The organism is Geodermatophilus sp. URMC 61, assembly GCF_052931555.1.
Window position 1 is genome coordinate 1,622,643 of sequence record NZ_JBRFHZ010000002.1, and the last position, 19,208, is coordinate 1,641,850.

Consider the following 19,208-nt stretch of genomic DNA (forward strand, 5'->3'; position numbering starts at 1 on the left):
CCAGCCAGGAGCCGTTACTGGGAATGGCTCAGTGGCTTCGCCGGGGTCACCAAGGCCGACCTACGGATCGAGACGTGTGCGTGAGTACCGTGATGCCCCTGGAACTTCTCCGGTGGAGGTTTCCACCGCCCGGGCGGGGCTTGGCCCCGTGCTCATGTTCGCCGCACTGCCGGTCCAGCCGAGTTCAGCAACGGACCCTGGCACGGCGCCGCCGTCGGCTGTCTCTGACCGCTCTGGCCGCGGCCCACCCATCACGGCATGGTCTGATCCGGTCGGCCTGTGCAGAACGCCGCTCTCCCGCGACGGCAGCGCGGCATGGGGCCATGGGGAGGCCTGGACCGGGATCACGGTCATCCGGCTGACATTCGTCTCGAGTCGAGTGGATACGGCAGACAACCTGGCGCGGCCGAGCCATGGGATGTAGGCAGAAGCTGTTCCGGCCGCCGACGAGGGAGCACTCCCATGGCCGACAAATCGCCCCACGACAACCACTCCACGAAGAAGTCGGGCAAGGCCGTCAAGGCCAAGCGCAGCGAACACAAGGAGAAGCAGCGGACCGCCACAGAGATGGAGCGGCTGATGCACCCTCGGAGGGCCAAGAGCTGACCGGCCCCTACGGGCGACAACACACCCGGGGCACGCGACCCAGGCCCGACCTGCGCCGCCACCGCACTGTCGTCAGAGGTTCAGGCGTGTGCGTATGTAGCACGTCGTCCCTCGGACACACTGCCGAGCCCCACGGTCAGCGACCGTGGGGCTCGTCTGGTTCGTGGGCGGCTGGCTGCCCTGGACCACGGACCGGTCTCGGCTGTCCGACGGTGCCTTCGCGCGGCCGCCGACCGGATCCTCGGCTTTGTCCCGACATCGCCACCCGTGGGTTCACGTGCCGGTGTGGTCGGTCCGGCACGGCTCCGAAACGATGGGGGCATCGAGATGCGAAGCGCGACGAGAGTCGCTGCGCCCCGTCCCCGGGAGGATCGGATGCCGGCACCGCTGCCCCCGCTGCCCGCGATGATCGTCGGGAGCCTGCCCCAGCCCGACTGGCTCATCGACCGGGAGCGGCTCGGGCATCGGTTCCCTCCGCGGGTCCGGGCCCGGGAGCTGTGGCGCATCCCGCCGCAGTTCCTGCAGGAGGCCCAGGACGACGCCACGCTGGCGGCCGTGCGCGCCCAGGAGGAGGCCGGGCTGGATGTGGTGACCGACGGGGAGATCCGCCGGGAGTCCTACTCCAACCACTTCGCGACCTCCCTCGACGGCCTCGACGTCGAGCACCCCGGAACGGTGCTCAACCGCTCGGGGATCGAGATCCCGGTGCCCCGGGTGACCGGCGAGATCCGACGGCCGCTGCCGGTGCAGGTGGACGACGTCCGGTTCCTCCGCGCGCACACCGACCGCACGACCAAGATCACGGTGCCTGGACCGTTCACGATGGCGCAGCAGTCGCAGGACGAGCACTACCGCGACGACCGGGCCCTGGCCATGGCGTACGCGGAGGTCGTTCGCGAGGAGATTGCCGACCTGTTCGCCGCCGGCGCCGACATCGTCCAGGTCGACGAACCGTGGCTGCAGGCGCGTCCCGAGGTGGCCCGCCGCTACGGCGCCGAGGCGGTGTCCCGTGCCGTGGCGGACGCCGCCGGCCCGGTGCACGTGCACCTGTGCTTCGGCTACGCGGCGATGGTCTCGGATCGCCCGGCGGGCTACTCGTTCCTGCCGGAACTGGCGGACACACCGGCCGACACGATCTCGGTCGAGACGGCGCAGTCGCGCCTCGATCCGGCGACCCTCCGGCCCCTGCGGGGCAAGGGCATCGCGCTCGGCGTCCTCGACCTGTCGACCCCTGAGGTCGAGACACCGGAGACGGTGGCTGACCGGGTGCGGCGGGCGCTGGACCACGTCGACGTGGACAAGCTCATGCTCTCCAGTGACTGCGGGCTGAAGTACCTCCCGCGGGCGTCGGCCACCGGCAAGATGCGCGCCCTCGCCGAGGCGGCTGCGCTGCTGCGGTCCGAATTCTGACGCAGCGGTCGCAGGTCCGTGTGCCGTGGGGAGGCTGCGGCTCGGCTCCAGCCCACCAGCGACTGCTCCCGGAGGGCTCGCGCGCCGGTGCCATCCGATCGGTGCGCGGCATCCGGGATGATCCGCCCATGGCAGAGGGCTGCGCCGACGACTGCGAGGACGTGCGTGCGGTCCTGGCTGTCGAGGACCGCCGCTACCGGGCCATGGAGGACGCCGACCTGACGGTGCTCGACGAGTTGTGCGCGGACGAGCTGAGCTACGCGCACTGCAGCGGCGCCCGGGACACCAAGGAGCAGTACCTCGAGAAGGTGCGCTCGGGGTACTACGTCTACCGGCACATCGACCACCCGGTGGATCGCGTCGCCGTCGTGGGCGACACCGCGATCGTCGTGGGCCGGATGAGGGCCCACCTGGAGGTCGAGGGCACGCCCAAGACCATCGACAACCTCGCTCTGGCCGTGTGGACGAGGGCCTCGGGCGCCTGGCGGCTCCTGGCCTACGCGCCGACGTCCCTGCCGACCTGAGCCGCGGGGGCCTACGCCTGCTTCTGGAGCACGAAGTCGTAACGGGCCTCGAGCCACGGCTCCGCCGACGTGCCGCCGTCCGGGGTCTCGCCGGGCTCTCGGTGCTCGAACGGGACGACCAGTTCGGCCTTGGTGCCGAAGACGACGTCGCTGTCCAGGTACTCCGCACCCTCCTGGAACAGGTGGGTGATCAGGGGCTCGTAACCCGGCACGTTGAGCAGGAAGTGCACGTGCGCCGGCCGGTAGTGGCTGATCCCGGTCCTCGAGATGAGCGCGCCCACCGGCCCGTCCATCGGGATCGTGTAGCCCAGGGGCGCCACGGTGCGCACGCAGTAGGTGCCGTCCTCGCGGGTCCGGTACTTCGCGCGCAGCCGGGCCTCGTCGACGTCCGCGTGCTGCGACTCGTAGAGCCCCTCGTTGTCGGCCTGCCAGAGGTCGAGCAGCGCCCCCGGCACGGCGTTGCCGTCGAGGTCCTTCACCACGCCGGAGATGAACAGCGGCGTGCCGGGCAGGCCCTGCGACATGTCGGCGCCGTACTCGAGCTCCGGCGAGCCCTCGATGTGGAACGGGCCGAGCACCGTGGCAGGTGTGGCTCGGGGGTCGAGTCGGTGGTTCATCTGGACGACCAGCATCGACAACCCGAAGACGTCGGAGGCGAGGATGAACTCCTCCCGCTTCTCGTCGCTGATCTGCCCGGTGTGGGTCAGCCACTGCATCGCCGCCATCCACTCGGCCTCGGTCAGCCGGACCTCCCGGGCGAAGTCGTGCAGGTGCCGCACGAGCGCCGTCATCAGCTCGGCCAGGCGCGGGTCCTCGGCGGTGGCCCAGCGCTCCACGGCCAGATCGGTGATGTTCTCCTCGGTGACCAGCTGCACGGTCGCCTCCTCCTCGAGGGCCGCGCGGGCGGCGAGCGCCGTCCGCGAAGGGTGGGTCAGGGCGTCATGATCAACCGCACGCCCGCCTGTCCGGACGCCTGCCGACGCCAGGCCTCGGCGACCTGGGCGAGCGGGAGCACCTCGTGCGTGACGGCGAGCCGGCCGGCCGCCGCGTGGCCGGCCACCGCGGTGATCGCCTCGCGGCGCTGGTCGGCCGTCAGGTGGTTGTTCGTGTAGCCGAGCACCGACGCCGACTTGCTGCGCAGCTCGGCCGAGGAGAACTGCGCGACGTCGCCACCGGCCCCGCCGAGGTTCACCAGCCGCCCGCGAACCGCCAGCACCCGGGAGGCGGCGGTCGCTGCGGTGCCGAACACCGGGTCGATGACGACGTCGACCCCGGCTCCGACGGCGTCGCGGAGCCGGGCGGTCAGCTCGTCGACGTCGCCGCCCAGCGCGAGCACCTCGTCCGCCCCGGCCCGGCGGGCCCGTTCCTGCGCCTCCGGCGACCGGGAGACGGCGACCACCCGGCCGGCGCCCAGCAGCTTCGCCGCTCCGACAGCGGCCTGACCGACCGCTCCCCCGCCGCCGAGCACGAGCACGGTCTCGCCTGCCCCGAGGCGGGCACGGGCGGTGAGCATCACCCAGGCCGCGACCCCGGACATGCCGAGGGCAGCCAGCGATGCGTCGTCGACGTCCGGATCGATCGCCACGACGTCCTCGTCGGGGACCACACACCGCTCGGCGAGGCTGCCGTCGCCGGGCGCCATGCCGGCCGTGGTCGAGAAGAACACGCGGCTGCCCTCGTCCAGCACGGCGGAGCTCTCGACCACCCCGACGCCCTGGACGCCGGGGACGTAGGGCGTGGCGGGACGCCCGAAGTACGAGCTGCCCGAGGCGCACAGCTGATCGAGCGGGACGATCGGCGCCGCGGTCACCGCGACCAGCGTCTCCCCGGCCGCTGGCGCCGGGGTCGGGTGGTCGGCGTACGCGGGTGTGCCGCCCGGTCGGGTGAGGACGGCCGCGTTCATCCCGGCGGCTCGCCACTGTCGGGGGCGACATAGGTCGCGTTGCCGTCGACCGCCAGGTAGGTGTCCATGCCGATCGGCCGGCGTCGCTCCTCGGCGATGTGCCCCAGCAGGCCGGCGGCCCGGGCCAGGAGAGCGAAACCGCGCAGCAGCTCCACGGGCAGTCCCAGGTCCGCCAGCGCGGCTCCGCACACACCGGCACCGTTGAGCGGCAGCCGCCGGCCGAGGACCTGCTCGTGCACCCGGCCGATCGCCTCGAACAGGCGCAGGTGCGGCCCCCGCAGTCCCTCCTCCTCCGCGATGCCGATGAGCACCGCGGTGCGCGGGTCGCGCACCTTGTGCACCGGGTGGCCCAGGCCGGGCACCAGGCGACCGGCGGCCCGCGTGGCCCGGACCGCCTCAAGCGCCACGGCGTCCCAGCCGTCGTCGTCCGCGGGCAGCGGACCGTCCTGCGTCCCGATGACCGCGTGCAGATAGGCCCCGCAGTCCTCGGTGACGCCGAGGAACCGGGAGCCTCCCCCCAGCAGCCCGGCGGCCAGAGCCCCCTGCAGGGAGTCCGGGGCCGACAGGTAGGTCAACCGGGCGGCGAGCGCGGTGGGCGTGAAGCCGTGGTCGGCGAGGGCGACGAGCACCGCCTCGAAGACGCGGGTCTCCGCCGGCGTCGGACGGCGCATGCTGACCAGCCAGAAGGCCAGCTCGCCGAAGCCGACCTTGCCCATCAGATCGGTCGCGAGGTCCTGGCCGAGCAGGCGGATCTCGTCGGCAGTCGACGTCCCGAGGGACGTCGGGAAGGACAGCCCGTCTGCGGGGGTGGGGTGGGACCGACCAGCAGAGCTCATGCGGAGTGCTCCTCCCGTCCGTCGGCCAGCCACCGTCGGATCTCGGCCCCGTGCTCGTCGAGGGCCGGCGGTGGCAGCCGGTACTCCGCCTCGGTCGCCGAGAAGGCGATCGGGTTGCGCACCGACGGAACGGCGGCCGCGCCCTCCCCCACGGTGACCACGGGGGCGAGGCCGATCTCCTCGGCGAAGGCCACGCCCTGGTCGATGGTGTTGATGGGTCCGCACGGCACCCCCGCACCGATGATGTCGCGGAACCAGTCGGTCTTCGAGCGGGTCCGGAGCCGCTCGACCAGCAGCGGACGGAGCTCGTCACGGTTCGCCGTCCGGTCCTCGTTCCGACGGAACCGCGGATCGTCGACCAGCTCCGGCACCCCGAGCACCTCGCAGAGCCGGCGGAACTGGCCGTCGTTGCCCGCCGTGATGATCAGTTCCCCGTCGGCGCACGGCAGGGGCTCGTAGGGGAACAGGCTGGGATGGCTGTTGCCCATGCGGAAGGGGACGACCCCGCCGGCGACGAACGCGCTGGTCTGGTTCACCAGGCCCGACAGGGCCGACGAGAGCAGGTTGACCTCGACGTGCTGACCCCGCCCCGTCTCGTGACGGTGGTTCAGCGCCGACAGCACGCCGATCGTGGCGTGCAGACCCGCCATGACGTCGAAGAGCGCCACACCGGCCCGGTACGGCTCACCCTCGGGCTCACCGGTCAGGCTCATGAAACCCGAGATGGCCTGCACGATGAGGTCGTACCCCGGCAGCGACCGCCCCCTGGGCCCGCTGCCGAACCCGCTGACGGACGCGTAGACGACCCCCGGGTTCTCCGCCGCGACGCTGTCGTAGTCCAACCCGAAGCGGTCCAGTCCCCCGGGCCTGAAGTTCTCGACGAACACGTCGGCCCTCCGCGCCAGCTCCCGGGCGAGGGCGGCGTCACCGGGGTCCTTCAGGTCCAGCGCGATCGAGCGCTTGTTGCGGTTGACGCCCAGGTAGTAGGTCGCGACGCCGTCCCGGACCGGGGGCTGCCAGGTCCGGGTGTCGTCCCCGCCCGGCCCCTCGACCTTGACGACCTCGGCGCCGAGGTCGGCCAGCAGCATCGTGGCGTACGGGCCGGCGAGGATCCGGGAGAAGTCGGCCACGAGGAGGCCCGCGAGCGGTCCGCGAGCGGCCGCGCCGGGGTGTGCTGACGTCATCGGTCGGCGCTCGCTCTCCTCCTGGGCCTCCGCGATGCGGACGCACGTCCGCGCCGGAGTCTGAGGGCCGCTCTCGGGCCTGTCAACGGGCTCCGATGTCCTCTCTCGGAGCGGCCGTCCTCCCCTTGACATGTGGTGCACACCACACCACAGTGGCGCCGCCCGGGCCTTTGACCGCTCCGCGGACACCGGTCCGACATCGCCGCCGACGTCCGAGGAGAAGACGATGAGCATGTCCGGTGCTGCGAGCGGCAACGGGGCCGGCGCCCCCGCCGCCGGCCGTCCGCTCGTGTTCCGTGGGGGCACCGTCCTGACCATGGACGACGCCTCGACGGTCCTCCGCGACGCCGACGTGCTCGTGGTGGACGACCGGATCGCCGGCGTCGGCCCCGCTCTCGCCGTGCCCGACGGCACGGCGGAGATCGACGCGCGCGGCGGCATCGTGATGCCCGGCATGATCGACACCCACCGCCACATGTGGCAGACCGCCATGCGGGGGTACGGCGCCGACTGGACGCTCACTCAGTACTTCGTCTGGTACTACCTCGAGCACGGCAGGAAGTTCCGCCCGCAGGACATCGCGGCGGGCAACCGGCTCGCGGCCATCGAGTCGCTCGACGCCGGCGTCACCACGACGGTCGACTGGTCGCACAACCTGCACACCGTCGACCACGCCGAGGCAGCGCTCGAGGCGCTCCGGTCGGTGCCCGGCCGCTTCGTCATGGCCTACGGCAACATCCAGGCCGGGCCGTGGGAGTGGAGCGCCGACCCGGCCGTCCGCTCGATCCTGGAGCGGCTGCGCGACGCCGGTGACGACAAGATGGGCGTGCAGATGGCGTTCGACGTCACCGGCGACCCCGCGTTCCCGGAGCAGGCCGCGTTCGAGGTGGCCCGTGATCTCGGCATCCCGGTGACGACACATGCCGGGGTCTGGGGCGCCACGAACGACGACGGCATCCGGCTGATGCACGAGAACGGGTTCATGACCCCGGAGACGGTCTACGTGCACGCCTCCACCCTCACCCGGGACAGCTACCAGCGGATCGCCGCCACCGGGGGCTCCATCTCGGTGGCCACCGAGTCGGAGTGCAGCGCCGGCCAGGGGCACGCGCCCACCGAGCAGGTGCTGCAGTACGGCATCCCGGTCTCGCTGTCGATGGACACCAGCGTGTGGTGGAGCGGCGACATGTTCTCCGCGATGCGGGCCACGCTGAACGCCGACCGGATGGCCGAGCACATGGACGCCCACCTCAAGGGCGACACCATCACGCACCTGCGGTTGTGGGCCCAGCACGTCGTCGACTGGACCACGCGGGGCGGCGCCCACGCGCTCGGCCGCGACGACCTGGGCAGCCTCCGGGAGGGCCAGAAGGCCGACGTCGTGCTGATCAAGAACGACGCCTCCCCGGTGTCGTTCCCGCTGCTCAACCCCTACGGGCACGTGGTCTTCCAGGCACAGCGCGGCGACGTGCACACCGTGGTGGTCGACGGCCGGGTGGTGAAGCACGAGGGCAGGCTCGTGGGCATCGACCTGGCCCCCGTGCGCCGGGAGGTCGAGTCGACGGTCGAGTACCTGCGGTCGGAGATCGGCGAGGAGGCCTGGCAGCAGGGCATGTTCCCCGAGAGGCCGGAGGCGGAGGCCGAGATCCTGGAGAACCCGTACCAGTACACCGACTACAAGGACGAGTCCAAGCGCGCCGGCGGCGAGGAGCGGGTCCTCGGCCGTTGACGGAGGACCCCGTCCCGCCCACCGTTCGCAGGCTGAGGGCGAGGCCCGGGACGGGGCCGTCGGCGGAAGGAGATTGCGATGGCGGGGCGGGGCACGGGACCCGATTTCGTGGAGGCGCTGGCCCGGGGGCTGGACGTCCTGGCCTGCTTCGACGCCGACCACCGCAGCATGTCGCTGACCGAGGTGGCGACCGCGGTGGGGCTCGCCCGGCCCACCGCTCGGCGATTGCTGCTCACCCTCGAGGAGCTGGGGTTCGTCCGGTCCTCCGGCGGGGCGTTCCAGCTGACCCCCAGGGTGCTCACCCTCGGCATGGCCTACGTCGGTGCCCTCGGCCTGTGGGACATCGCCCGTCCGCACCTGGAGGCTCTGGTCGCCCGTACCGGTGAATCGTCGTCGATGGCACAGCTCGACGGCTCGGACATCGTCTACGTCGCCCGGGTGTCGGTGCCCAAGCTGATCGCGCTGCGCGTGGAGATCGGCACGCGGTTCCCCGCCGCGCTGACCTCGCAGGGCAAGGTCCTCCTGGCCGCCCTCTCCCCCGACCGGCTTGCCGCGACCCTGGCCGAGCCGAGCCGGTCCGGCCTGCCCGTGCAGGTCGGGCGGACGCCGGACCAGCTGTGCGACGAGCTGACCGCCGTCCGCGCCCGAGGCTGGGCGCTGGCCGACGAGGAGCTCGCCCCGGGGGTGCGCTCGGTCGCGGTCCCCGTCCGCGACCGGGACGGCGCCGTGCAGGCCGCCATGAACGTCACCGTGCACGCAGCCGAGACCACGACCGAACAGCTGTTGCGGGAGCACCTGCCGCTGCTGCTCCGCACGGCGGGCGAGGTCGGTGCTGAATGGGCACTGTGGCAGTCCCGGCCGCACGTCCAGGTGTCGCGTCGACCGGCAGGCTCGGCCACCGCGTAGTGCGACAGTGCGGCAGCCGGCTGCAGCGGTCCTGCGCGCCGGTGACGCGTTCGCCGCCGTCGCCGAGTGCCGACCCTCCTGCCTGGCTCAGCGGGCGCGCTGCTCCCCGGATCCCGCCTGACCTCGGCGATCGACGCGCACGCCGCGGGACCGCTCCACCTGTTGCTGCCCGTCAGGAGGCCGCGGTGTGCGAGGAGGCTCGTGCGGCTCCTCGTCGGCCGGCTGGAGTTCCAGTGGCGGGCCCTCGTCGGCCTGTTCCGGTGAGGATCCACCTCGTCCGGCACGACACCCGGATGCGGGGATGATGGCCCGGTGCTGATCACCGAGGACCGGGAGGACGTGGCCGTCCTGCGCATCGAGCACGGCCGGGTCGGCGCCCTCGACGTGGAGCTGCTCAACGCCCTCACCGAGGCCGTCACCGCGTCCGACCGGGCGCTGGTCATCACCGGCAGCGGCTCGTCCTTCTCCGCCGGGGTGGACCTGCGCCGGATCCTGGACGGCGGCCGGCCGTACACCGAGGAACTCCTGGCGGCGCTGTCCGGCACGTTCCGCGCCGTGTTCGACCATCCGCGGCCGACGGTCGCGGCGGTCAACGGGCACGCGATCGCCGGGGGCTGCGTGCTGGCGCTGGCCTGCGACCGTCGGCTGATGTCGGGCGGACGGATCGGGTTGACCGAGCTGGCGGTCGGCGTCCCCTTCCCCACGTCCGCCCTGGAGATCGTCCGGCACGCGCTCGGTTCCCGAGCCGGCCAGGTGCTGCTGGGCGCGGAGACCACGGACCGCGAGCGGGCGCTGGCCCTGGGCATGGTCGACGACCTCACCGAGCCCGGCGAGCTGCTCCCGCGGGCGGTCGCGCTCGCCACCGAGCTGGCCGCCCGGTCGCCGGAGTCCTACCGGCTGGCCAAGGTCGCACTCCACCGCCCCGCGAACGCGGCGATCGAGGCGAGCGCCGGTGGCGACGCGGCCGTCCTCGCCGGCTGGACCTCCGAGGACACCCGGCGGCGGATCGAGGCCGCGCTCGCGGCGCTGGCCCGGCGCCCGTAGCTCTCGGCAGGCAGGGCAGGTCCTCGAACGCTGCCATCAGGGCGTCTCGCCGCGCTGGGTTCCGACCCGCGACATGATCGCGGCGTACGCGGCGGTGACGGCCGTGGAGAGAGTCGGCTCGATCACCGGCGCGAAGAACGGCGAGTGGTTCGTGGGCACCGGCTGGTCGCCGTCCACCACCTCGTCCGGCATCCCGCCGAAGAACCAGTACACGCTGGGCACGCCGATCGCGCCCGGCAGATGTCCGAAGTCCTCGCTGCCCATCTGCGCCGGCGTGTCGCGGACCTTCTCCGGGCCGAGTGCCGCGGCGAGCGCCGCCTTGATCCGCTCCGTGGCGTCCGGGTCGTTGTACAGCAGCGGGAAGGTGTACAGCTCCTCGATCTCCGGCTCCGGGGCGCCCGAGGCCGTGGCCTCGCCGGCGATGACGCGCCGCAGCGCGGTCAGCACCCGCTCGCGCACTCGGGGGTCGAGGTTGCGGACGTTGAGGGTGAACACCGCTGTCGCCGGGATGACGTTCTCCTTCAGCCCGGCATGGAAGCTGCCGACCGTCACCACCGCCGACTTCAGCGGGGGGACCTCTCGCGCCACGATGCTCTGGATCCGCACGACCATGTGGCAGGCGAGGACGACGGGGTCGACGGTGTCCTCCGGTCGCGAGCCGTGGCCACCGCGGCCGTGTACGGTCACCCGCCAGCTGTCGGCCATCGCCATCGCCGGGCCGGTGGGGATGTCCACCTCACCGGCCCGACTCGGCCAGACGTGCTGGCCGAAGATGACCTCCGGGTGGGGCGCGCGGTCCCACAGCCCGTCCGCCACCATCGCCGACGCCCCTTCACTGGTCTCCTCGCCGGGCTGGAAGAGCACGACCACGGTTCCGGACCAGCTGTCGCGGCTGCTCGTCAGCAGGCTGGCGGCGCCGATCGCGCAGGTGATGTGGGTGTCGTGGCCGCAGGCGTGCATGACCGGCACATCGGTGCCGTCCCGCAGCCGGCCCCGGGCGGTGCTCGCGTAGTCCAGCCCCGTGTCCTCCGCGACGGGCAGGGCGTCGGTGTCCGCGCGGAAGCCGACGACCGGACCCTCACCGTTGCGCAGGACCGCCACCACGCCGGTGCCACCACAGGGAAAGGTCTCGAAGCCGAGTGCAGCCATCCGTTCCGTGATCAGCGCGGCGGTCCGGTGTTCTTGCATCGACAGCTCCGGGGCGGCGTGTAGCTGCCGGTACAGCGCGTGCAGCTCGTCCCGGAGCTCCGGCGAGATCCTGGTGCCGTTCGTCACCGACGTCATCCGATGGTCCTTCCTGCTCAGCCGCCGACGTCCATGTGCTCGGTGCGATTCTCCGGAGGCGGAACGGGGTGCGCAGACCGGTCGCGCAGCACCCACGCCAGCACGACGGTGCTCAGCAGCACGAGGGCCGTTGCGTGGGCGGTCGAGCCGCGACGTCGGGAACCAGGTTCAGCTGCACCAGGACCGCCACCACGACGGCGGTCACGGTGGTGGCCGGGGAGACGTGGATCCGGGTCACGCCGCGGATGTCCTCGGGGACGACGCTCACCGGCCAGGTGCCGAGGATCCCGACGAGGACCAGCAGCGAGAAGATGTGCACGGTGGCGGCACCGCAGATCGCCATCACCGCGGCCCGCTCGGCCCGTTCGGTGCCGGGCAGGCCGGACTGGGCGATCCGCAGGCCCGTGAAGATCAGGTGGACGGGGCCTGCCGGTGAGAGGAGGCCCGCGCCCGGACGACGACGGCTCCGGACGACGGTCCGGGGACGACCCCCGGTGGCCGGCCTCGACCGGCACCGGGCACCTGGCTCGCCGACCCTCCCAGTGCCAGGAGGCTCCCCCTGGCGCCCGTTCAGCTTCCCCGCTCCGCCGTCGGAGCGGCAGCGGTCGACAGCCGACGGGCGGTGTCGATGAGCGGGACGTGGCTGAAGGCCTGGGGGAAGTTGCCCACGAGCCGTCCGGCCCGCGGGTCGTACTCCTCGGACAGCAGGCCGACGTCCGTGCAGAGCCCGAGTAACCGCTCGAACACCTCGCGCGCCTCGTCGTGCCGCCCGAGGAGCCAGTAGTTGTCGGCCAGCCAGAAGGTGCAGGCGAGGAAGGCACCCTCACCCGGAGGGAGTCCGTCCGCGTTCGCCCCCGGCTCCTGGGTGTAGCGCTGGACGAACCCGTCCCGGAGGAGCTCCTTCTCGATCGCGGCCACGGTGCCGCGGACGCGGTCGTCCTCCGCGGGGAGGAAGCCGACCAGAGGGATCATCAACAGCGCGGCGTCGAGCTCGGTCGACCCGTAGTACTGGGTGAACGTGTTGCGCTCGGCGTCGAAGCCCCGCTCGAGGATCTGCCGACGTACGGCGTCCCGCAGGCTGCGCCATCGGTCGACCGGGCCGGGCAGGCCGAAGTCCTCGACCGCCTTCACGCCGCGGTCCACCGCGACCCAGGCCATCAGCTTGGAGTGAGTGAAGTGCTTCGGCCCCCCACGGACCTCCCAGATCCCCTCGTCCGGCAGGGTCCAGTGCTGTTCCACGAACTCCAGCAGCGCCCGCTGCAGCGCCCAGGACGGATCGTCCCGCTTCAGCCCGAACCTGCGAGCCAGGTGCAGGGCGTCCATGACCTCGCCATAGACGTCGAGCTGGAACTGCTCGGCGGCGGCGTTGCCGATCCGCACCGGGTTGCCGTCGTAGCCGGGCAGCCAGTCCGCGACGTACTCCTCGAGCCGGCGTTCGCCGGCCACGCCATACATGATCTGCAACTCGGCGGGGTCCCCGGCGACCGCTCGCAGCAGCCACTTTCGCCACTCGGCCGACTCGGCCGAGAAGCCGCAGGACAGCAGCGACTGCAGGGTGATCGTGGCGTCACGCAGCCAGCAGAAGCGATAGTCCCAGTTGCGCACCCCGCCGAGCTGCTCCGGTAGCGACGTGGTCGGGGCGGCGACGATGCCTCCCGTCGGACCGTAGGTGAGCGCCTTGAGCGTGATGAGCGACCGCCGGACGAGGCCCTGCCACTCGCCGTCATAGGAGCACTGGGCCATCCAGTCGCGCCAGTAGACCTCCGTGCCGCGCAGCGCCACCATCGGGTCGACGGGCAGCGGCGTGGGCAGGTGTGAGGCCTGCCAGGTGAGGACGAACGGGACGGAGAACCCCTCACCGACGCTGAACTCGGCCACCGTGGCGAGGTCGTCGCCACGGACCTCGACGGGGGTCCGCAACCACACCGCGTCCGGACCGGCGACCGCCACCTGTGCGCCGGCTTCGCGGTAGACCCAGGGCACCACGTGCCCGTAGTCGAACCGCAGCCGCAGCTCCATGCGCAGCGGGACCCGTCCGCGGACACCTTCGACGATGCGGACCAGGTCGGGGGCCTCGCCCCGGATCGGCATGAACTCGACGAGGCGGACCGTCCCCTCGTCGGTGTCGAACTCGGTCTCCAGGATCAGGGAGTCGCCCCGGTACCGGCGGCGGGTGGCCCGGACGGGGCTCGCCGGAGCGAGCAGCCACCGGCCGTGCTGCTCGGTGCCGAGCAGGGCCGCGAAGATCGCACCGGAGTCGAACCGGGGGAAACACAGCCAGTCGACCGATCCGTCCCGGCCGATCAGCGCGGCCGTCTGGGTGTCGCCGACGATCGCATAGTCCTGGAGCGGGAGCGCCATGCCGCACCTCTTCCTCCCTCAGCCGCCGAACTCGAGAACGACCTTCATGTCGTCGCCGTGGCGCGGCAGGGCCGCCGACCACCGCGCGAGCGGTACCCGCCGAGTGACGAGCCCGGCCAGCCAGTCGTCGTCGGCGGCCGCCTCCCTCAGATCAGCCGAGTCGGGCGTACCAGGCCGAACGGTCAGCGCCTGCATGCCGCTCCTTCCGACAGGGACCCGATGGCTGGGCTCCCCGGGACGTGCCCCTGGGCAGCACGGTGGCGATCAGCGTCGCGCCAGTCCTCGCGCACCGACTCCCCAGTGCACACCGCCGTCGTCGCGGCGGACAGGGGGCCCGCCCTCGTGACACCCGCGTGGTACCTCGCGGCCCGGATCCGCCCTCGAGCAGCGCCGCGCAGCAGTCGGCCGCCTCGCGGCCCGTCCAGGTCGACGACGCGGCTCTGACCGGTCTCGGTGGGGTCCTCGATCAGCTGCTCGCCGGCGCCCTCGGCCTCCACCACGCGAGGCCGCGACGCACCGCGAGCCGGCCGGCATCCAGGTCGACGTCCCGCCCCTGCAGGGTCAGCGCCTCACCCGGCGCATCCCGGTGGCCGCGAGCAGCCGGCAGCCCATGGCGAGGTCCGGATCCTGGACGTCGGCCCAGCCGAGGAACCGGCCGAGCCCGGCCGCGGTCCAGGCCTGCACCACCTGAGCGCCGAGGTGGGGACGGGGTCACCGCCGGCTGGGCACGGCACCTGGCCGAGCCCGCGGTGACCCGTGCGGGCCCGGCCCGGTCCCGACCTGGAGGACGGCCCCGCGCCAGGCGTGCGCGAGGCCGCGGACCCTAGGTGGTGATCGGCGTCTCCGGCAGGAAGCCGTGGCACTGCCGGGTCGCCTCACGGAAGCGGGACCGCCGTCGTCTTCCGTCGTTCCTCGATGAGGGCTTCCGCGCCGGTGGCTGCGGCCACGCTCGCGCCGGCCGCGAGGGCCTGCCGCCACGCCGTCTCCCGCTGCGCGACCTCGCGCGTCGACGCGATCACGGTGTCGAGGTGTTCGCGCGGGACGACGACGACGCCGCTGGAGTCCCCGCGGATCACGTCACCGGGGTGCACCGTGACCCCACCGACCTGCACCGGGATGTTGAGCGCGCGGCCCCTCGTTGGATCCCGTGGCCGGGTGGGCGTTGCGGGCGAAGGTCGGGACACCGACCTCGTCGATCCCCGCGATGTCACGCACCGCCCCGTCGACGACGATGCCGACCACGCCCCTCTCGGCGACTGCTCCCGCGAGGATGTCGCCGAGGATGGCGGCGTCCGCCCTGCCACCGCCGTCGACGGCGACCACGTCGCCGGACCGGGTCACCTCGGGCATCTTCAGCATGAACAAGATGTCCCCGGGTCTGGTCCAGACCGTGACCGCTGGACCGCAGAACTCCGTTCCCCCGGCGATCCTGCCGAGCCCTGGGCCGACGACACCGACCGGCCCACCACAGTCCGCGATCTGGGTCGTGGAGAACTCCGCCAGGGCCCCGACCGCGGCGGCCGGCGGGCGCTCGATCGCCACGACGATCGTCAACTGCTGGGCGTGCGACTTGCTCATGCCACGACCTCCTGTTGGACCGCACGACGGCGGATCGGCGGTCCGTCGCACGGGACGGCGAAGACCGTCGTCGTCGGTGCATCCTCCCGTTCCGTGCCCCGCTGACCCCGGACGCCAGCACAGGAGAACGTCGATGACGACGTCCCGCACGACCACGTGGACGACCGCGCCGCCGACGGTTCCTGATCGGCGTGTCCCGGTTCAAGGTCCCCTCCGCGTCGGCCGAAGACCACGAGCCGAAGGGGCGCAGCCGTGGGCGTGTGTACCGTGTCGCCGCTCGGACGCAGCCTCACCCCCGGTGGGCCTGGACGTCAGCGGCTCGGCAGGTGGGCCTCCAGCCACTGGAACGCCCGCAGCGCGGTCAGCCGCCGCCCAGCGGCTGGCAGTGCCAGTTGGCGCCGTCCGCCACGCCGAAGCGGGCCACCTCGTGCGGTGCGGTGAGCAACCCGGCCAGCTGCTCGGACTGCCCGGGCCAGAACTGCTCGTCCTCGGGCTCGGTGATCAGCAGTGGGGTCCGGATCCGGTCCGCCACGTCGCGGACCTGGTAGCGGCGGACCTCGGTGAACAGGTCGAACGGGCTGGTCACCCCGTAGGGACGGGCCCGGTAGGCGAAGGTGCGGGCCGTCTCCGGGTCCCCGCCGGCCTGGGCCATGTACCGGTCGAAGTCGTCCTTGCGGCCGGCGTCGAGCAGCTGGAGCATCTCGGCCGGCAGGTACTCCAGCCAGGACGTCGACACGTCGACGACCCCCGGGTCGGCGACCGCCGCGACGAACCGGTGCTCGAACGCCAACGCGCGGGGCACCCAGTACCCGGCCTGGCTGATCCCGTAGGCGGTGAGGGCGGTGGCGTCGACGTCCGGGCGCCCGACGAGGGCGTCGACCACCGGGGTGAGCACCGCCTCCCAGTCGGGCCGGAAGGTCGTCCCCCGCTCGAAGAGCATGGACTGCTGCCCGGGGCCGTCGTAGACGAACGCGTTCCATCCGCGGTCCAGGGCCTCCGCGGCACCGGCCCACCACATCGCGGTGATCGGGCCGTCGCTCCCGTTGGTGATCACGAGGGTCGGCCGCGCTGTCCCGGAGGCGTCGGGCCGCAGCAGGTATCCAGGCAGGGTGGCGTTCTCGTACGGGACGTCAACCCGCACGAACCGGGAGTCGGAGCAGTCGATCAGCGCCTCCCAGCAGTCGCGTCCCTTGCGGAACGTCGGTAGCAGGACGGTCTCGGCACGGTCGGCGGGCAGGCCGTCGACGGCGTCGAGCGATCGGGACCAGGCGTCGGCCGCCGCGAGGAAGGCCCAGCCGGCTCCCCGGAGGTCGCCCGCGTCCCGGTGCTGCGCGCCGACTGCCGCGAGCTGGTCCGCCCGCTCTGCCCACGCCGAAAACCAGCTCGCCCAGTCGCCGTCGGTGATCCGCGCCGCGGTGGCCAGCACCGTCCCCACGTCACCCACCCCGTAGGCCGTCGCGCCCAGCATGATGCGGATCCCGTAGTCGAAGCTCTGGTTGGCGAAGAAGCCCTCCTCCAGCACGCGGGAACCGGTCGCGGTGGTCGGGGCCGTCTGCTGCGCGGTCATGCGTCCTCCTCGGCTCGAGCTGGTCGGGAGCCGACCCTCGCAGCCGGAGGCCTCGAGGACATCCGTCATCTGACGGACGGGGCCTGCTCAGGTGGGCTCTCGTGCCCCGGGGCCACCGTCTCCGGCGCGACCGCCCCCCGCTCTCTACGGCTGCTCGCTGCTGGGCGCACTGGTCGGATCGGACACGTCCGGCACGCCGGTCCCACGGACGTCCTGCGCCCGCTGAGCTGCCGCGGTGGTGGTGATCCAGGCGTCGATCGTCTCCCACCACCGGTACAGCCAGTCGGTCAACTGCGTCTCGTCCCGCGGCACCTCCGCGGCCGGGATGAACCACCAGCGCAGGTGCAGGGTCTTGTCCATGGGCAGGCTCCGCCACAGGTCGCGGACCGTGCTCAGGTGTTCCAGCCCGGTGTGCGCGACGAGGACGACGTCGGCGTGCGGGGCTGCGCGCAGCGCCGCGACGACCCCGCCCGGACGCGGCGGCAGCAGGTGCCGCATCGCCTCCGCCCGGCGCACCGCCGTCAGCAGGCCACGGTCGCGCAACCGCTGGATGGCCCGGGTCCGGCGCCGCGGGGTGAAGTTCGCGCCCTCGGGGAAGATCAGCAGGGCGTCCTCCTCGCCCAGGTCGCGGGCCAGGTCGGCGATCGCCGCCTCCGAGCCGTTCCCCGCGGACGGTCCGGCCGGGACGAAGTGGTTGGGCAGCCGGTTGAGGTAGACGTCGATCAACGGGTCCAGCTGCAGCACGTCCTTGAGCACGATCCGCGGCTGGCGCAGGTGGTCGCGGTTCATCAGCGTGTGCACGAGCAGGAACGAGTCGCCCGGACCGGCGTGGCGGGAGAGCACCACCATGGCGTTGGTCGAGCCGGGTGTCCCGTCGTCCAGTGGCGACCAGGACGCGCCGTCGGTGACCAGCCGCAGCGCGAACAGCCGCTGCGCCACCCGCATCAGCGTGTCGAGCAGCAGGCGCAGCACGGTGTAGTGGGCCGCCCGGGACGCGGGGGTGGCCAACCGGCGACCGAACCCGCTGAGCACCCACAGGACCGCCGCGACCGCGAGCCCGGCCACCTCCAGCGCGAGGTACACGAGCGCCAAGGCCAGCAGCCGCAGCGCACGCAGCCGGCCGGGCAGGAAGACAGAGGCGACCACCGCCACGACCACGAGCGCGGGCAGCAGGACGACCGCGGCCACCAGCGCACCGACGAGGAGCGGACCGGTGACCCGTCGCACGTGGCGTGGGGGCAGCACGTCAGACCACCCCGTCCCGAGGTGCGCCACTGCGGTCCAGGTAGTCGCGGGCTGCGACGTAGGCCTGGTCGATCCGGGCGGACACGCCGGAGAAGTCGCGGTACCGCAGGTTGCCGGCTCCCGGTGGAGCCGGGTCACCCGAGGGCAGCAGGTGCAACGTGACACCCGACGGCAGCGCGGCCAGGTCTGCGGCGAACCGGTGCCGGCGGGCGATCTCGAAGGCGACCAACCCGACCTCCCACGGTCGGGTCGGCGGGCGCAGCGGACGGTCGATCCGCCCGACGTGCAGCACGAAGATCGTGTCGGCACCCAGTGCGACCGCCCGGCCGACCGGGATGCTGTGCACCAGGCCTCCGTCCAGGTAGTGCTCGCCGTCGAGCTCGACCGCCGGCAGCAAGCCGGGGACCGCGCAGGAGGCGAGCACCGCCTCGACCAGCGCACCCTCGGTGAACCAGTGCTCGGCAGCCCGCTCGATGCTGGCCGCGACGCACTGGAACGGCACCCGCAGCTCGGCGAAGGTCTGCACCGGCAGGTGGGCCTCGAGCAGGTCCCGCAGCGGCTCGCGCGGGTGCAGGTGGGTGCGGGTCCGCACCAGGGTGCCCAGGCGCGCCAGCACGGACCCGGTGAAGATCTGCTCGGAGGCCAGCTCCTCCCACACGGCGCGCAACCGGTCCACCGCGCTCGGCGCCGGGTCGGCGGCGACGAGCGCGCCGTTGATCGCGCCCACCGACGTGCCCACGACCAGGTCGGGTCGGACGCCGTGCTCGAACAGCGCCTGCAGCATCCCGACCTCGGCCGCGCCGAGCACTCCCCCGCCACCGAGCACGAAGGCCGTGCCGCCCGTGCCGGCCGGCATCCCTGGCGAGGCCATGGCCCGCATCGTGTCATCCACGGCAGGACGCGAGCAGCTCGACGTGACGCCCAGCACGACCGCAGCACGACGGCCGTCGCCGGGTGGGCCTCTCCCCGCCGGGGCGGTTGCAGGTCGCAGCGCTACCGTCCGGCTCGCCTCTCGTGCCGATCCCGGTCGC

20 protein-coding genes are annotated in these 19,208 nt (G+C 72.9%); 6 read left to right on the forward strand and 14 right to left on the reverse strand.

Features of this window, described 5'->3' with window-relative positions; genetic code table 11:
- Positions 1 to 462 precede the first annotated feature (462 nt).
- The 3 genes from ACU610_RS07565 to ACU610_RS07575 all read left to right on the forward strand — a co-directional run bounded on the left by ACU610_RS07565 (position 463) and on the right by ACU610_RS07575 (position 2,540).
- On the forward strand, positions 463 to 606 hold the full coding sequence (locus ACU610_RS07565; protein WP_446767086.1) for a hypothetical protein: 144 nt from the start codon (positions 463 to 465) through the stop codon (positions 604 to 606).
- A gap of 375 nt (positions 607 to 981) precedes the next feature.
- Positions 982 to 2,016, forward strand: coding sequence for a uroporphyrinogen decarboxylase family protein (locus ACU610_RS07570; RefSeq protein ID WP_446767087.1), 1,035 nt, complete (start codon positions 982 to 984; stop codon positions 2,014 to 2,016).
- Positions 2,017 to 2,144: 128 nt separating this feature from the next.
- Entirely contained in the window at positions 2,145 to 2,540 is a 396-nt protein-coding gene (locus ACU610_RS07575) for a nuclear transport factor 2 family protein (RefSeq protein ID WP_446767088.1), read from the forward strand.
- A gap of 11 nt (positions 2,541 to 2,551) precedes the next feature.
- Here ACU610_RS07575 and ACU610_RS07580 read toward each other — a convergent pair whose 3' ends face one another.
- Genes ACU610_RS07580 through ACU610_RS07595 form a run of 4 tightly spaced genes read right to left on the reverse strand, consistent with a single transcriptional unit; the run spans position 2,552 to position 6,463 of the window.
- Positions 2,552 to 3,415 (reverse strand): dioxygenase family protein, encoded by an 864-nt coding sequence (locus tag ACU610_RS07580; protein ID WP_446767089.1) that lies wholly within the window; start codon positions 3,413 to 3,415, stop codon positions 2,552 to 2,554.
- A gap of 56 nt (positions 3,416 to 3,471) precedes the next feature.
- Positions 3,472 to 4,443, reverse strand: a complete 972-nt coding sequence (locus ACU610_RS07585; RefSeq protein ID WP_446767090.1) for a quinone oxidoreductase family protein — start codon at positions 4,441 to 4,443, stop codon at positions 3,472 to 3,474.
- On the reverse strand, positions 4,440 to 5,279 hold the full coding sequence (locus ACU610_RS07590; protein ID WP_446767091.1) for a citryl-CoA lyase: 840 nt from the start codon (positions 5,277 to 5,279) through the stop codon (positions 4,440 to 4,442). The genes ACU610_RS07585 and ACU610_RS07590 overlap by 4 nt, the downstream gene beginning before the upstream one ends.
- Positions 5,276 to 6,463: a CaiB/BaiF CoA transferase family protein gene (locus ACU610_RS07595; protein ID WP_446767092.1), complete on the reverse strand. Its 1,188-nt coding sequence runs from the start codon at positions 6,461 to 6,463 to the stop codon at positions 5,276 to 5,278. The genes ACU610_RS07590 and ACU610_RS07595 overlap by 4 nt, the downstream gene beginning before the upstream one ends.
- Positions 6,464 to 6,689: 226 nt before the next feature.
- Here ACU610_RS07595 and ACU610_RS07600 point away from each other — a divergent pair, with 226 nt between their 5' ends.
- From ACU610_RS07600 to ACU610_RS07610, 3 genes are all read left to right on the forward strand, one after another.
- Positions 6,690 to 8,192 carry an amidohydrolase family protein gene (locus ACU610_RS07600; protein ID WP_446767093.1) on the forward strand — a complete coding sequence of 501 codons (1,503 nt, stop codon included), beginning with the start codon at positions 6,690 to 6,692 and terminating at the stop codon, positions 8,190 to 8,192.
- 78 nt (positions 8,193 to 8,270) lie between these two features.
- Positions 8,271 to 9,098: an IclR family transcriptional regulator domain-containing protein gene (locus ACU610_RS07605; RefSeq protein ID WP_446767094.1), complete on the forward strand. Its 828-nt coding sequence runs from the start codon at positions 8,271 to 8,273 to the stop codon at positions 9,096 to 9,098.
- Positions 9,099 to 9,410: 312 nt separating this feature from the next.
- Positions 9,411 to 10,142, forward strand: coding sequence for an enoyl-CoA hydratase/isomerase family protein (locus ACU610_RS07610; protein WP_446767095.1), 732 nt, complete (start codon positions 9,411 to 9,413; stop codon positions 10,140 to 10,142).
- A 36-nt stretch (positions 10,143 to 10,178) separates the two neighbouring features.
- Here ACU610_RS07610 and ACU610_RS07615 read toward each other — a convergent pair whose 3' ends face one another.
- The 10 genes from ACU610_RS07615 to ACU610_RS07660 all read right to left on the reverse strand — a co-directional run bounded on the left by ACU610_RS07615 (position 10,179) and on the right by ACU610_RS07660 (position 19,048).
- Positions 10,179 to 11,426 carry an amidohydrolase gene (locus ACU610_RS07615; protein WP_446767096.1) on the reverse strand — a complete coding sequence of 416 codons (1,248 nt, stop codon included), beginning with the start codon at positions 11,424 to 11,426 and terminating at the stop codon, positions 10,179 to 10,181.
- Positions 11,427 to 11,538: 112 nt separating this feature from the next.
- Positions 11,539 to 11,769 carry a hypothetical protein gene (locus tag ACU610_RS07620; protein WP_446767097.1) on the reverse strand — a complete coding sequence of 77 codons (231 nt, stop codon included), beginning with the start codon at positions 11,767 to 11,769 and terminating at the stop codon, positions 11,539 to 11,541.
- A 227-nt stretch (positions 11,770 to 11,996) separates the two neighbouring features.
- Positions 11,997 to 13,787 carry a glycoside hydrolase family 15 protein gene (locus tag ACU610_RS07625; RefSeq protein WP_446767098.1) on the reverse strand — a complete coding sequence of 597 codons (1,791 nt, stop codon included), beginning with the start codon at positions 13,785 to 13,787 and terminating at the stop codon, positions 11,997 to 11,999.
- Between the two features lie 18 nt (positions 13,788 to 13,805).
- Positions 13,806 to 13,982 (reverse strand): hypothetical protein, encoded by a 177-nt coding sequence (locus tag ACU610_RS07630; protein WP_446767099.1) that lies wholly within the window; start codon positions 13,980 to 13,982, stop codon positions 13,806 to 13,808.
- 366 nt (positions 13,983 to 14,348) lie between these two features.
- Entirely contained in the window at positions 14,349 to 14,471 is a 123-nt protein-coding gene (locus ACU610_RS07635) for a hypothetical protein (RefSeq protein ID WP_446767100.1), read from the reverse strand.
- Positions 14,472 to 14,662: 191 nt separating this feature from the next.
- Positions 14,663 to 14,971, reverse strand: a complete 309-nt coding sequence (locus tag ACU610_RS07640; RefSeq protein ID WP_446767101.1) for an RraA family protein — start codon at positions 14,969 to 14,971, stop codon at positions 14,663 to 14,665.
- A complete protein-coding gene (locus tag ACU610_RS07645) occupies positions 14,865 to 15,365 on the reverse strand; it encodes an RraA family protein (protein WP_446767102.1) in 501 nt (166 codons plus the stop codon). Before ACU610_RS07645 ends, ACU610_RS07640 begins: the two co-directional genes overlap by 107 nt.
- Before the next feature lie 361 nt (positions 15,366 to 15,726).
- On the reverse strand, positions 15,727 to 16,932 hold the full coding sequence (locus ACU610_RS07650; protein ID WP_446767103.1) for an alpha/beta hydrolase family protein: 1,206 nt from the start codon (positions 16,930 to 16,932) through the stop codon (positions 15,727 to 15,729).
- Positions 16,933 to 17,076: 144 nt separating this feature from the next.
- The gene (locus ACU610_RS07655; protein ID WP_446767104.1) at positions 17,077 to 18,177 is read right to left on the reverse strand and encodes a lysophospholipid acyltransferase family protein; all 1,101 of its coding nucleotides are present in this window, start codon (positions 18,175 to 18,177) and stop codon (positions 17,077 to 17,079) included.
- 1 nt (position 18,178) lies between these two features.
- Entirely contained in the window at positions 18,179 to 19,048 is an 870-nt protein-coding gene (locus tag ACU610_RS07660) for a patatin-like phospholipase family protein (RefSeq protein WP_446767105.1), read from the reverse strand.
- Positions 19,049 to 19,208: the final 160 nt, after the last annotated feature.

Bases quoted from the DNA above. Each gene is read 5' to 3' on its own strand.
- ACU610_RS07565 (WP_446767086.1), top strand. From the start codon at position 463: ATGGCCGACAAATCGCCCCACGACAACCACTCCACGAAGAAGTCGGGC.
- ACU610_RS07570 (WP_446767087.1), top strand. From the start codon at position 982: ATGCCGGCACCGCTGCCCCCGCTGCCCGCGATGATCGTCGGGAGCCTG.
- ACU610_RS07575 (WP_446767088.1), top strand. From the start codon at position 2,145: ATGGCAGAGGGCTGCGCCGACGACTGCGAGGACGTGCGTGCGGTCCTG.
- ACU610_RS07585 (WP_446767090.1), bottom strand. From the start codon at position 4,443: ATGAACGCGGCCGTCCTCACCCGACCGGGCGGCACACCCGCGTACGCC.
- ACU610_RS07590 (WP_446767091.1), bottom strand. From the start codon at position 5,279: ATGAGCTCTGCTGGTCGGTCCCACCCCACCCCCGCAGACGGGCTGTCC.
- ACU610_RS07595 (WP_446767092.1), bottom strand. From the start codon at position 6,463: ATGACGTCAGCACACCCCGGCGCGGCCGCTCGCGGACCGCTCGCGGGC.
- ACU610_RS07600 (WP_446767093.1), top strand. From the start codon at position 6,690: ATGAGCATGTCCGGTGCTGCGAGCGGCAACGGGGCCGGCGCCCCCGCC.
- ACU610_RS07605 (WP_446767094.1), top strand. From the start codon at position 8,271: ATGGCGGGGCGGGGCACGGGACCCGATTTCGTGGAGGCGCTGGCCCGG.
- ACU610_RS07615 (WP_446767096.1), bottom strand. From the start codon at position 11,426: ATGACGTCGGTGACGAACGGCACCAGGATCTCGCCGGAGCTCCGGGAC.
- ACU610_RS07620 (WP_446767097.1), bottom strand. From the start codon at position 11,769: ATGGCGATCTGCGGTGCCGCCACCGTGCACATCTTCTCGCTGCTGGTC.
- ACU610_RS07625 (WP_446767098.1), bottom strand. From the start codon at position 13,787: ATGGCGCTCCCGCTCCAGGACTATGCGATCGTCGGCGACACCCAGACG.
- ACU610_RS07630 (WP_446767099.1), bottom strand. From the start codon at position 13,982: ATGCAGGCGCTGACCGTTCGGCCTGGTACGCCCGACTCGGCTGATCTG.
- ACU610_RS07645 (WP_446767102.1), bottom strand. From the start codon at position 15,365: ATGAGCAAGTCGCACGCCCAGCAGTTGACGATCGTCGTGGCGATCGAG.
- ACU610_RS07650 (WP_446767103.1), bottom strand. From the start codon at position 16,932: ATGACCGCGCAGCAGACGGCCCCGACCACCGCGACCGGTTCCCGCGTG.
- ACU610_RS07660 (WP_446767105.1), bottom strand. From the start codon at position 19,048: ATGGCCTCGCCAGGGATGCCGGCCGGCACGGGCGGCACGGCCTTCGTG.